At 68.7% G+C, this 12,244-nt stretch carries 14 protein-coding genes; 2 read left to right on the plus strand and 12 right to left on the minus strand.

Annotated elements, in window-relative coordinates; genetic code table 11:
• Nucleotides 1–5 precede the first annotated feature (5 nt).
• The 7 genes from ASF34_RS19795 to ASF34_RS19825 form a co-directional block, all read right to left on the minus strand.
• A complete protein-coding gene (locus ASF34_RS19795; RefSeq protein ID WP_056163833.1) occupies nucleotides 6–1,685 on the minus strand; it encodes a methyl-accepting chemotaxis protein in 1,680 nt (559 codons plus the stop codon).
• Nucleotides 1,686–1,858: 173 nt separating this feature from the next.
• Nucleotides 1,859–2,218, minus strand: coding sequence for a hypothetical protein (locus ASF34_RS19800; protein ID WP_018045782.1), 360 nt, complete (start codon nucleotides 2,216–2,218; stop codon nucleotides 1,859–1,861).
• A gap of 305 nt (nucleotides 2,219–2,523) precedes the next feature.
• Nucleotides 2,524–2,991 carry a cytochrome c-type biogenesis protein gene (locus ASF34_RS19805; protein ID WP_056163836.1) on the minus strand — a complete coding sequence of 156 codons (468 nt, stop codon included), beginning with the start codon at nucleotides 2,989–2,991 and terminating at the stop codon, nucleotides 2,524–2,526.
• On the minus strand, nucleotides 2,988–4,997 hold the full coding sequence (locus ASF34_RS19810) for a heme lyase CcmF/NrfE family subunit (RefSeq protein WP_056163838.1): 2,010 nt from the start codon (nucleotides 4,995–4,997) through the stop codon (nucleotides 2,988–2,990). Before ASF34_RS19810 ends, ASF34_RS19805 begins: the two co-directional genes overlap by 4 nt.
• Before the next feature lie 31 nt (nucleotides 4,998–5,028).
• Nucleotides 5,029–5,550: a cytochrome c maturation protein CcmE gene (gene ccmE / locus ASF34_RS19815; protein ID WP_056163842.1), complete on the minus strand. Its 522-nt coding sequence runs from the start codon at nucleotides 5,548–5,550 to the stop codon at nucleotides 5,029–5,031.
• 191 nt (nucleotides 5,551–5,741) lie between these two features.
• A complete protein-coding gene (gene ccmI / locus ASF34_RS19820; RefSeq protein ID WP_056163845.1) occupies nucleotides 5,742–7,253 on the minus strand; it encodes a c-type cytochrome biogenesis protein CcmI in 1,512 nt (503 codons plus the stop codon).
• Nucleotides 7,254–7,417: 164 nt separating this feature from the next.
• Nucleotides 7,418–8,833: a sensor histidine kinase gene (locus tag ASF34_RS19825; protein ID WP_056163848.1), complete on the minus strand. Its 1,416-nt coding sequence runs from the start codon at nucleotides 8,831–8,833 to the stop codon at nucleotides 7,418–7,420.
• Nucleotides 8,834–8,965: 132 nt separating this feature from the next.
• On the opposite strand from ASF34_RS19825, the gene ASF34_RS19830 reads away from it, so the two are divergent.
• Nucleotides 8,966–9,205: a type II toxin-antitoxin system VapB family antitoxin gene (locus ASF34_RS19830; RefSeq protein WP_018045776.1), complete on the plus strand. Its 240-nt coding sequence runs from the start codon at nucleotides 8,966–8,968 to the stop codon at nucleotides 9,203–9,205.
• Nucleotides 9,205–9,609: a type II toxin-antitoxin system VapC family toxin gene (locus tag ASF34_RS19835; RefSeq protein ID WP_056163850.1), complete on the plus strand. Its 405-nt coding sequence runs from the start codon at nucleotides 9,205–9,207 to the stop codon at nucleotides 9,607–9,609. Before ASF34_RS19830 ends, ASF34_RS19835 begins: the two co-directional genes overlap by 1 nt.
• A 12-nt stretch (nucleotides 9,610–9,621) precedes the next feature.
• Here ASF34_RS19835 and ASF34_RS19840 read toward each other — a convergent pair whose 3' ends face one another.
• From ASF34_RS19840 to ASF34_RS19860, 5 genes are all read right to left on the minus strand, one after another.
• A complete protein-coding gene (locus ASF34_RS19840; protein ID WP_056143225.1) occupies nucleotides 9,622–10,299 on the minus strand; it encodes a response regulator transcription factor in 678 nt (225 codons plus the stop codon).
• A gap of 68 nt (nucleotides 10,300–10,367) precedes the next feature.
• Complete coding sequence (locus ASF34_RS19845; protein WP_056163853.1) at nucleotides 10,368–10,742, minus strand: PepSY domain-containing protein; 375 nt, start codon at nucleotides 10,740–10,742, stop codon at nucleotides 10,368–10,370.
• Nucleotides 10,743–10,885: 143 nt separating this feature from the next.
• Nucleotides 10,886–11,071, minus strand: coding sequence for a hypothetical protein (locus ASF34_RS19850; RefSeq protein ID WP_018045772.1), 186 nt, complete (start codon nucleotides 11,069–11,071; stop codon nucleotides 10,886–10,888).
• A gap of 31 nt (nucleotides 11,072–11,102) precedes the next feature.
• The gene (locus ASF34_RS19855) at nucleotides 11,103–11,453 is read right to left on the minus strand and encodes a hypothetical protein (protein ID WP_018045771.1); all 351 of its coding nucleotides are present in this window, start codon (nucleotides 11,451–11,453) and stop codon (nucleotides 11,103–11,105) included.
• A 227-nt stretch (nucleotides 11,454–11,680) separates the two neighbouring features.
• Nucleotides 11,681–12,205, minus strand: a complete 525-nt coding sequence (locus tag ASF34_RS19860; protein WP_056143234.1) for a hypothetical protein — start codon at nucleotides 12,203–12,205, stop codon at nucleotides 11,681–11,683.
• Nucleotides 12,206–12,244 lie beyond the last annotated feature (39 nt).

The following is a 12,244-nucleotide window of genomic DNA, read 5'->3' on the forward strand; positions in this document are numbered from 1 at the left end:
TTTCGTCAAGCGGCCCGGACGCTGGCGAGAAACCCCGCAATGCTTTCGTCGAGGGCGAGGCTCGCCGCCGCCACGCGGCCGGCGACACTCCTAACCGATTCGGCGGCCTGTGCGCTGGACGCGGCGGCTTCTTCGACCGTGGCGATGCCGCCGGACACGGCGTCGGCGCTGGCCTCGGCATCGGCGACGCTGTCTGCGACGCGTGCGCCCGCGATCCGCTGGGCCTCGAGAGCGAGGGCAACGGCCGCATCCGCGCCCGCCATCTGATCCATCGTTCCGCCGATGGCCTCCACCGCCCGGAGGGTGTCCTGCGCGGCGCCCCGCATCGCTTCGATCTGTCCCTTGATCGCCTCGGTGGCGCCCGCCGTCTGGGCGGCGAGCGCCTTCACCTCGCCGGCGACCACCGCGAAGCCGCGTCCGGCTTCGCCCGCGCGCGCCGCCTCGATCGTGGCATTGAGGGCCAGGAGATTCGTCTGCGCGGCGACGGTGGCGATGGTCTCGACCACGGTACCGATCTCGCGCCCCGCTTCGGTGAGCAACGCGGCGGCGCGGCGCGTGGCCGTGACCTCGCGGTGCGCCAGTTCGCCCAAGCCATCGCGGATGCGCGACTGCCGGTCGATGGCCTCGCTACCTCCCGCGACATCCGCGCTGGCGGCCGCAGCCCTGCGCACCTGTTGTCCCGCGCCGGCCGCACCTTCCGAAACGATGGTGGCCTGATCCCGCGTGAGCCGCACGGCGTCCGACACCGCCTCCGCCGCGCCCGCCATGGCAGTGGCGGCGCTCGACAGATCCTGCGCCACCTTCTGAGCCTCCTGCTCGAAGGCCTGGGCGGCTGCCTCCAGGCGCGCGGCCCGCTCGGCTTCCAGAGCGGAATGGGCGAGCGCGCGCGCATCGCCTTCGACTTTGTCGACGATGACGGTCCGCAGCACCGCAATGGAGCGGGCCATGGTACCGATCTCGTCTCGGCGTTCCATCAACGGAATGGCCCGGGAGAGATCCATGGCGGCAAGGGCATCGATCGCCGATCCGAGGCGGGCCAGCGGTTGGCGGATCTCCTTGAGGACGAGCCAGTGAGCGAAACCGAAGGTGAAGAGGATCACCGCCCCGGAGGCCACGAGGCTTATGCTACGGGTCTGCTCGATCTCCGCCGCGGCGTCCGAGCGTTCGTCGGCGAGACGCACCAGGGTGTCCTTGCCGATCCGCGTGATCGCGGACACCATTCTGGCGCGGCTCGCCACCGTGGCCTCGTCGGTGCCCTGGATCAGCGCCGCCTTCGGGGAGATGGTGAGGCCGAGCTCCGCCGTATCGGTCTGATAGGCCAGGAACTCCTTCAGCATCAGATCGAGCTTGAGGCGTTCCGTATCGGAGACATGCCCCGTGATCCGGCCCAGGAACACGTCCTTCTGCTGGCCGACCTCGGCGAGGGCGGTCTTCAGGCCGCCGAACTTGGCCTTGGCGTCATCGGTATCGTCCGCCGTGTAGACCGTCGTTGCCGCGACCACGGTGCGTTCGATCGCGAGGGCGAGGCCCTGGGCCGACAGGGTGCGTTCCCATACCGAATCCATCTCGGCCGTCCGCGCCTGCTGATGCAGGACCATCCGATCGTTGAACAGGGACAGGGCGCAGGCACCGAGCGCCAGAACGCCCATCACAGCCGCGAGTTTGTTGCCGAGGGAGAGGCGCATGGACTCGTTCCGTCATCGAGGGCTTTCCGAAGCTGATGACGTCCCGAACCTTGCCGGGAGTTTAAATCGAGGCGGCTAACGAGCTGTAATACCTCATAAAAACGCTTGAGGCCGCCCGTTTCGGGGCGGCCTCCGGTGTTGGTGACTGATGAGGAGTCGCTGAAAAGCGTAGCTCAGTAGGCCGTGGAATCGGCGGAGGCGACGTCGACCCGGTCGCCGCTGCGCGAGAAGGCGATGGTGGTCTCGCGTCCGTCAGAACCGAGGGTTCCGGGCACCGAGAGATGCACCGTCTGCTCGGGGTTGAGGGTGGTCACGAGCCGGATCACCTGCGGCTGGTCGTTGCCGGAATTGACGCTGGCCAGGGTGGCGACGACGCGGTAGCGGCCCTTCTCGACCGTATAATAGGCTGAGCCCCGATAGGCACCGAGGTCGACGCTCTGTGCGCTTGCCGGCGAAAGTTCGGTCGCCAGGGAGGCCGTGGCGGAGGCGAGGGTGAGCGCTACGGCAATGAGGGTTTTGGACGAGATGCGCATGATGAGTGAACCTGTGCGGTTACTGTCCGCCGGGAGTGCCCGTTCGGAGAGCCGGTTGCACCGGGAGACCGACATATGCGGATTTTATGCTGCGCTGCGAAGAGGAGAATGTTGCAATGCGTCAATGCATGGATTGCATGACTCGTCAAAAAATATCTTGATACATGTCAATAATACATAGCTCGACAGCATGACAGATAGAAACTGCCGCTCCCAGGACGGGAAATGGACGTTCGATCGAAAGGCGGTTCGATTCGGGATTGGCCTAGGAAGATAACATGCTGCGATGCAGCGCGAGCGTTACGTCACTCGCGCCGGGTCAGCGCGGCGATCTCGGCTTCTTCCGCCGGGCTCAGCTTGGTCTCGTGATCCGCGCGCCGGCGCGACAGACGCCAGAGCCCAAAGACACCAAGGCCGAGGGCCATGAGGGGCGTCAGCCAGAGCAGCAGCGTGTGCAGGGCGAGGACCGGGCGCAGCAGGACGTATTCCCCGTAGCGGCCGACCACGTAATCCTGCACCTGCCGGTCGTCGTCCCCCGCCTTCAGGCGCTCTCGCACGATCAGCCGGAGATCGCGCGCCAGGGGCGCATCGGAATCGTCGATGGACTGGTTCTGGCAAACGAGGCAGCGCAGGCCGGAGGAGATGTCGCGCGCCCGCGCTTCGAGCTTGGCGTCCGGCAGGACCTCGTCCGGCTGGACGGCCAGGGTCGTGCCCGTCGAGCTGGCGAGAAGCGCCAGCGCGACGAGCAGGCGGGGAAGACGGGGCGCGCTCATTCGGCGGGGGCCATGGTGCCGGGCATGGTCTTGGCCTTTTCCTTCGCCCGTGCGGGCGCGCCCACCCGCATCCTACGGTCGGTGAGGGACACCGCCCCGCCCAGCGCCATGACGACGGCACCGAGCCAGATCAACAGCACCAGGGGCTTGTAGTAGAGCCGCAGGCCGATGGCCCCGCCGGGGACCATCTCGCCGAGGCTGGCATAGACCTGGCTGACGCCGACGGTGAGTAGGCCGGATTCCGTCACGTTCATCTTGCGGCTCGGATAGAACCGCTTGCCCGTCTCCACGGTGCCGATGAAGTCACCGGCCGTGTTGCGGATGGTCAGGAAGGCCGTCGTCTCCTCGTAATTCTCGCCCGTGCGCGGGCCGACCCGGTCGAGGGTCGCCACGTAAGGGCCGGAGGCGAGGGACTCGCCCGGCTTCACCGTGCTCAGGGCTTCCGTGGCCCAACCTTGCGCGGCGATACCGAGAACTACGATTCCGACGCCCGCATGAGCGAGCGCCGTGCCCCAGGCCGAGCGGGGCAGGCCCAGCGCCCGTCGCATGACGCCGCTCACCGTCCGTGCCCGGCTGTTGCCGTAGCCACGGGCCCGCGACACAATCTCCATGGCCGAGCCGACGACGAGATAGGCACCGAGGCCGATGCCGATGGGCGCCATCATTGGGCCGCCCCAGGTCCAGGCGAGCACCGCGAGGCCGACGGCGAGGGCGACACCCATGGCGGCGAACAGGCGCTGCGAGGCCGCGTGCACGTCGCCGCGCTTCCAGGCCAGGGTCTGGCCGAAGGGGACGATGAGGAGGAGCGGGATCGCCAGGGGGATGAAGGTGTAGTTGAAGAAGGGCGGCCCCACCGAGATCTTCTCGGAGGTCAGGGATTCGAGGAGCAGCGGGTAGAGCGTGCCGACGAAGACGGTGGCGCAGGCGGCGGCGAGGAACAGGTTGTTCATCACCAGGGCGCCCTCGCGCGAGATCGGCGCGAACAGGCCGCCCTGCCGCAGCATCGGCGCGCGCCAGGCGAAGAGGCTGAGCGAGCCGCCGATGAACAGGATCAGGATGGCGAGGATGAAGACGCCGCGCGTCGGGTCGGTGGCGAAGGAATGCACCGAGGTGAGAACGCCCGAGCGGACGATGAAGGTGCCGAGCAGCGACAGCGAGAAGGTGAGGATGGCGAGCAGCACCGTCCAGACCTTGAGCGCGTCGCGCTTCTCCATGACCACGGTGGAATGAAGCAGCGCCGTGCCTGCGAGCCACGGCATCAGCGAGGCATTTTCCACCGGATCCCAGAACCACCAGCCGCCCCAGCCGAGTTCGTAATAGGCCCAGTACGAGCCCATCGCGATGCCAAGGGTCAGGAAGCTCCAGGCGATCAGCGTCCAGGGGCGCACGGCGCGCGCCCAGACCGCGTCGATGCGGCCGTCGATCAACGCCGCGATGGCGAAGGCGAAGGTGATCGAGAAGCCCACATAGCCGACGTAGAGGAGCGGCGGATGGATCGCGAGGCCGAAATCCTGCAGCAGCGGATTGAGGTCGTTGCCCTCGACCGGCGCCGGGCTCACCCGCATGAACGGGTTCGAGGTCGTGATGATGAACAGCACGAAGACGAAGGTGATGAGACCCTGGACCGCCAGGGTGTTGGCGCGGAGCACCGGCGGAACCGAGTTCCGGGACACGGCGACCAGGGCGCCGAACAGGGCCAGGATGAGGACCCATAGCAGCATCGAGCCCTCATGGTTCCCCCACACGCCCGAGAGCTTGTAGAGGAAGGGCTTGGCCGTGTGCGAGTTCTCGATCACGTTCTGGACCGAGAAGTCCGAGGTGGCATGGGCGTAGGTGAGCGCCCCGAACGAGAACAGGATGCAGGCGAAGGTGCCCAGCGCCGCCGGAGTGGCTACGGCGCGCAGGGCCGCATCCCCAGAGCGGGCGGCCCAGACCGGCATCACCGCCTGGACCAGGGAAAGCGCCAGCGCCAATGCCAGCGCGAAATGTCCGACTTCGATCAGCACGTCGGATTGTCCTTCCTCAGGGTCATACCGGTCATCGTTCGCTGCGTCGTCCGAGCGTCGGCTCGCCGTCGGCGGTCCTCACGCCCTCGGCGGCTTTCCCGGCGGAGGCTCCCTTGGAGCCGCCCTCCTGCCACCGTCCCTGCGCCTTGAGCGCATCGGCGACCTCGCGGGGCATGTAGGATTCGTCGTGCTTGGCCAGCACCGTGTCGGCGCGGAAGATGCCGCCCGGCTCGAGCCGCCCTTCGGCGACGATCCCCTGGCCTTCGCGGAACAGGTCGGGAAGCAATCCGCGATACTGCACTTGGACCGTCGCGTTGGTGTCGGTCACGGTAAAATTGATGTTCTGGTCCGTGCCGCGCTGGAGCGAGCCTTCCTTCACCAGCCCGCCGAGGCGGAAGCGGGTGCCCGGCGCCACGCCCTGCGCGGTCACCTCGGTGGGCGACCGGAAGAACACGATCGACCCGCTCATGGCGGACAGGATCAGGCCGAGGGCCAGGGCGAGCACGGCACCGCAGGCGGCGATCAGGATCAGGCGGCGGCTCTTGCGAGTCACGAGTTTCGTCCCGTTTCTGTTCCGGCGCCTCATGATGGGCGCTGAGGAGGCCCGGATTGGTGGATCCGGCTGTCCTGTCGTCTGGCGTCTTTTAGGTACTGGCGTATCTTGGGTTTCGGCCCCATGGCACTCCGGGTCAAGGGCCGTGGCCGGGGCGGATTGTCAGGGGGCGTCCTGCGGCGCGGCCCGCATCACGGCTTGTCGTTGCCGCCGCGCAGGCCGAGCTCCTGGGCCAGGATGTCGAGCTTCTCCATGGCGCGGGCATCCGGGCTGAGGGCCATGCGGCCGCGGTCGAGGGCATGGCTCGCCTGCTGGCGCTCACCCAATACGCTGTACGAACGCACGAGACGCAGCCAATCATCCACCGTGCCGCCCTTGGAGGCGAGGCGCCGGTCGAGGCCGGCGACCATGCCGCGGATGGCCGCGTCCCGTTCGGGCGCCGGCATCGCCTTCACGGCAGCCACGGCGGCGTCCGTCCCAGCGCGCTCGGCCGCATCCGCAGCAGTTACCGGCGGTATGGGCGCCGAGGCGAGGCCGAACTCGCGGGCGAGCTCATCGAGCTTGGCTCCGGCTCCATCCTCGCTGCCGACCGCGTTCCGCGCCCGGTCGAGGGCCGCCTTCATCTTTTCGCGATCTCCCAGCACGCCGTAGGATCGGACGAGGCGGACCCATTCGTCGGCGGTGCCTCCCTTTTCCGTCAGGCGCCGGTCGAGCCCGTCGACCATGCCCCGGATCGCCGCGTCGCGATTGGCGGCGGGCATCGCCTGCAGATCCGCCGCAGCACTGGAATCGGGAGCCTGGGCCGATGGGCCGGGCTTGGCGGCCGTGGCCGGCGCCTCGCCTTGCAGGCGGGTCAGGGTCTCGCGCACGAGCGGCAGCCAGGGCGCATCGGCCGGGGCGCTCTCCATCAGGGCGGTCAGCCGCCGGACCGCGCCGGGGATGTCGCCCTCGAGTTCGGCGGCGCGCGCGAGGTAGAAGCGCGGCTTGGCGGCGCCGGCATCGAGGCTCGCCGCGCGCTCGAAGATCTCCTTGGCGCGGGGCGTCACGGTCCCGTTGGCGCCGGCGACCAGGGCCTCGCCCCAATCGGAGAGGCGCTGCGGCGACTCGCCGAGCACGCGGGTCGCGGCCTCGTAGGCATGGGCCGCATCGTCGAAGCGCCCGAGCCGGACATAGACCGGCGCGAGCACCGACCAGCCGCGGCCGTCGCTCGGATCGCTGGCGAGCCGTGCCTCGATCTGTCCGATGGCCTTCAACATGTCCTGTCCGCCGGACTGCACCGCCTGCCGGTCGGAGGCCGTCTGGGACGGCATGTGCGGCGAGCCGTAGAGCCCGTAGGCGATGAGCGCCACGAGGGGGATCGTCGAAAGCGCGAAGGCCGAGGCCGCCCGACGCTGGCGCAGGGCCGGCTCGGCGATCCCGTCGGAGACGGCTTCGGGGTTTTCGCGGCTCGCACGCAGAAGACGGCGGCCCGCCTCGGTGCGGGCGGCCTCGGCCTCACCGGGGGCGATCAGCCCCCGCGTCAGGTCGCGCTCGATTTCGCGGAGCTGATCCTCGTAGAAGCCGGTCTCGGTGACGAGCGTCCCAGCCGGTGGCGGGGAAGCGGCGTCCGCCCGCCGTGTCTTGGACCACAGCGACATCGGCCAGAGCAGGGCCAGCACGGTGCCCCCCGTCATCACCGCCAGTATGAACCAGATCGCCGTCATCTCACCCCGAACTCATGCCATACCATGTAAGCGCCGGACGGGTCCGAGCGCAGGGACCGGTCCGGCGACACGGTGTCACGCGAACCTGTGCCGTTTCAGACGGGCCGGCCTCTGCGGCATCCCCGCCTGAAACACCATTCGGCGCGTTTCGCATAGCCCGACGCTCATCCGGCGCTGGCATTCGGCGCGTCTCCGGGCACCTCGATCACGGCCCGCACACCGCCGAGCGTCGCCTCCTCCAGGCGGAAGCGGCCGCGATAGAGCGCCGCCAGATCGGCGACGATGGAGAGGCCGAGCCCTGAGCCTGGCTTGGTCTCGTCGAGCCGCCGGCCGCGGCCGAGTACCGCCGCGCGGTCTTCCGGCTGCAGGCCCGGCCCGTCATCCTCGATGGATACGAGAAGGTGGGGATAATGGTGCTCGCTCACCGTCTCCGCCCGGATCGAGACGCGGCTGCGCGCCCATTTCGAGGCGTTGTCGACGAGGTTGCCGATCATCTCCTCGAAATCCTGGCGCTCGCCGCGAAAGCGCAGGCCCGGCGGCACGTGGACCTCGTAGGCGATGTCCTTGTCGCGGTAGATCTTGCCGAAGGTGCGCACCAGCCCTGCGAGTGCCGGCTCCACCTCGGTGGAGGTGCCGAGGGTGCCGGCCAAAGCCGCCGCCCGCGCCCGGTCGAGATGGTAGTTCACCTGGTCGCGCATCACCGCGGCCTGCTCGCGGATCTTGAAGGCGAGGTCTTCCTGCGCGTCGCTGGCGCCGACCTCGTTGACGATGATCGACAGCGGCGTCTTCAGGGCATGGGCGAGGTTGCCCACCTGCGTGCGGGCACGCTCCAGGATCTCGCGGTTGGTCTCGATCAGCAGGTTCACCTCGCCGGCGAGCGGCGCGATGTCGCGCGGATACTCGCCGTCGATCCGGTCGGCCTCGCCCCGGCGGATCGCGCCCAGAGCCGTGCGGAGCTTGGCCAGGGGGGCCAGGCCGAAGCGGATCTGCAGCAGGGTCGTGAGCGCCAGGAACAGGCCGAGCAAACCGAACGTCACCATCAGCGAGAAGCGGAAGCGGCCGACATCGTTCTCGATCTCGTCGGCCGGGCCGGCGACGCGCACGGTGTAGCGCCCCTCCTCCCCGAGATCGACGTCGCGCTCGATGATGCGCAGGGGCCGGTCGTCCTGGGCCTTGCCGTAGCCCTGGCGGATCTGGCCGATCCCGGCATTGTTGTCCGGCGTGCCCGCCGGCTTCAGCGGCACGCCCACGAGGGAGCGCGAGGTGCGCAGGTCGCGCGGGCGCGCATCCGGCCGCCCCACCTGCCAGTACCAGCCCGAGAGGGGCAGGTCGAAGCGCGGGTCGCTCAGGTTGAAGGAGCGGCTCTCGGGATCGTTGGGCGAGACGAGATCGGTGGCGAGGTTGTTGGCGTAGACGAGGAGCCGGCTGTCGAAGGAGCGCTCGGTGTTCTCGCGGTAGAGCGTGGTGAGGATCCAGGCCGCGATCAGCAGGATCGCCGAACTCGCGATCAGAGCCGAGCCCGCCAGGCGCACGGCGATGGAGCGCCGCCGGAACGGCAGCCAGGAGGGGAAGGCGATCATCTGGGCGCGGCTGTCGTGGGGGCTATGCCCTGGTACACGACAGGTGCCGGAAAGGCGCGTCTTGCGAGGCACAGAGATGGTGTAGACGGCCCGTCCATATTATGTACACATCTCTTGGAAGAGGAACGGACCATGGCTCTTCATATTCGCGACGAGGAAGCGGATCGTCTCGTGCGTGCTCTTGCCGAGCGCAAGCACATTTCGCTGACGGACGCCATCAAGCTCGGTGTGGGCAACGAGCTCAAGCGCGAGGACGAGAAGCTGTCCTTGTGGGAGCGTATTCGTCCGATCCGGGAACGCATCGCGTCTCGGCCGGATACCGGACTCAAGGCGGACAAGGCCTTCTATGACGAGATGAGCGGCGACGTCTGATGTTCGTCGATGCGTCGGCACTGGTCGCCATCTTGACGGGAGAATCCGATGCGTCGGACCTCGCTGCCCGCCTCGAAGGCGCGACGACGCTGATCACGTCGCCCATCGCGGTCTACGAATCCGTTCTTGCCATCGCACGGACCAAGCAGGGCGGTATTGGGGAAGCCCGAATCGATGTCGAGATGTTCCTTGCCGCTGTCCCGATCCGCGTCGTTGCAGTGACGCCTCTCGATGCGTCCACCGCTCTCGACGCGTTCGAGACATACGGAAAGGGCAGAGGGCACCCCGCACAGCTCAATATGGGTGATTGCTTCGCCTATGCGGCGGCTAAGAGCAACGACGTCCCGCTCCTCTTCAAGGGCCAGGATTTCATCCACACCGATATCGCGCAGGCTCCAGCCTGAACCCCATCGAAGCTACACCCGCGGCGCGGGCTGGTTCGGGTCGACGAGGTAGCCCAGACCGCGCACGGTCTGGATCAGGTCCACAGCGAGCTTCTTGCGCAGGCGGCCGACGAAGACCTCGATCGTGTTGGAATCCCGGTCGAAATCCTGGTCGTAGAGATGCTCCGTCAACTCGGCGCGGGAGACCACGCGGCCGGTATGGTGCATCAGGTAGGCGAGCAGGCGGTATTCGTGGCTCGTGAGCTTGATCGGGTTGCCGTCCACATAGACGCGGCCCGAGCGGGTATCGAGCACGACGGGCCCACAGGAGATCTGGCTCGTGGCGTGGCCGGTGGCGCGGCGCAGGAGCGCGCGCACGCGGGCCATCAGCTCCTCCATGTGGAAGGGCTTGGTCACGTAATCGTCGGCCCCGGCATCGAACCCGTCGACCTTGTCCGACCAGCGGTCGCGGGCGGTGAGGATGATGACCGGCGTCTTGATGCCGGCGCGGCGCCATTTCTGCAGCACGGTGACGCCGTCCGCCTTCGGCAGGCCCATGTCGAGGATGATCGCGTCGTAGGGTTCGCTCTCGCCGAGATAGGCACCCTCTTCGCCGTCGAAGGCCTTGTCGGCGACGTAGCCGGCCTCCTCGAGCGCGCTGACCACTTGCCGGTTGATGTCCCGGTCATCCTCGACGACGAGCAGACGCACTGCGATTCACTCCCAAGATGAGGCGGCGCTGAGGCCCCCGTCGCGGAGAACGATAGGCGCCCCCGCCTTTATTTGCCGATAACCCGCCCGGTGGTGGCATCCACCAACACGTGGACGAACTGTCCGTCCCGGCGCAAGGCCGTCAGGAGATAGGCGAGGCCCTCCCCGTGCCGGCAGAGCCGGGCGCGCTGGATCTCGGCCCGGGAGATCACCGTCCGGGCGGCGCGGATCGCGGCCACCGGCTCGATCACTCGCTTGTCCGCCACCGCCTCGCGCAGGTCCGCCGGGCTGAGACAGCTCTCGCTCGGCGGGACCGCTTGCATGGGCGCCGAGACCTCGGCCGTTCCGGGCGTCATCGTCTCCTCCGCCAGCGTGCGAATCGGCCCCGTCGCGAAAGCCGCGACGGTCAGGCCGATAAACAGCAGGGCGAGGAGGATACGCATGGATTGAGTCAATGGTCTTCGGGCACTGAATGCGCCCTGAATGCGGGGTCCGTCGCGCCCCTTGTCCGAACGATCGGATCGTGGCGCGACAGGCGGTGAGCGGGCAAGCCGATGGCGCGCCCTCCGGTTCCCGGACGGCGGCGTCACGAGGGGCCGGCGCGCTGCGCGACGAGGCGCTGCAGGGCGAGGCCGAGGAGGTGCTGGCGGTCGATATGGTCGAGGGCCGCCCGGCACAGGTCGGTCATCGAGCGCTCGAAACGGGTCTCGGCGGCCCGGAGGCGGCCAGAGGCGGCGCGCAGGCGCGAGGAAGGCGGGAAGAGGCGGGTCATCGGGTGTTCTCCGTCGTATGGGCACGGGGCGTCATCGCCCCTCGTGGCGGGTGTCCGACAGGCGGCGCAGGATCTCGTCGAACTTCTCCCGCGCCCGCTCGTCGCTGCGGTCGACTCCGCGCGAGATCTCGCTCGCGAGACGGGACAGGTCTTCGAGCACCCGCGTCCGGCTTTCGATGGCCAAAGCCACGGCGGAATTCGCCTGGGAGGCCCGTTCCAAAGCCGTCGCGGTGGCGCCGGTATCGCCGATGCGGGCCTCCTGGGAGCGGCCCACTTCCCGGTAGAGGTGCAGGCAGGCGAAGCCGAGAAGGGCGGCGACGATCCAGCCCGCGCCCTCCTCCGAGAACAACAGGCGGGCGGCTTCGAGCGCGATCCTGTCCATGGGAACCTCCCTTCCGCGCTGCCCCGAATGGATTCACCCGTCTGCTCGGCGGCTGCTCCCACTATCCACGAGAGTTCGGCACGAGGCGCGACGTGCTCCATTTCCTTCTAGGAGAGGGCACCCGCGCATCCCGCGAGATGTGTGAATGCCGTAGCCTTCCGGGATAGGGGACCCGTCGTACGCGCGAGATGAGTGAATAGCGTAACCCGCTGCCCGCGGAACGCGGCTCAGGTCGGCGATGCCCGGTCCCGGCCCGCTCGCAGGGTGTCGAGGGCGGGGGGCAGGGTGTTGCCGGTCGTGGCCTCCTCGTCGAGGGGCAGGCTGCGGAAGACCTTTTCGGCGAGGCCCTCCGCCCCGCCCGCCGCCGTCACCAGCCAGGCCGGCGCCTGGTCGAGCGCCCGCTGGACCGCCTGCGCGATCACCGCTGAGCCCACCGGCACCGACAATGTCCGCCCGCGCACCGCGCCGGCCACGGCATTGATCGCGTAATCGCCGACGTTGCGCACGAGGCGCTCCACGAGGGAGGTCGTGATCAGGACCTGCAACGGGCCGGCGATCCGCGCCACTGCGGCGGTCGCTGCGGTGATCGCGAGCGGCACCAGGAAGGCGGTGATCAGATGGGCCAGCGCGATCGCGCCGTCGCCCCAGGGCAGGAGGACGGTGGCATCCGTGGGCGACGCCATGCAAGGCGAGGCGGCGCAGGAGGAGAGGAGGGCGGCAAGGCCGGCAAGGACGAGGGGCGAGGGTCTCATGGCGATCTCCGGGATGCGGCAGGGGAGGGAGAACCGGGT

The sequence above is a fragment of the Methylobacterium sp. Leaf106 genome, assembly GCF_001422895.1.
Taxonomy (GTDB): Bacteria; Pseudomonadota; Alphaproteobacteria; order Rhizobiales; family Beijerinckiaceae; genus Methylobacterium; species Methylobacterium bullatum.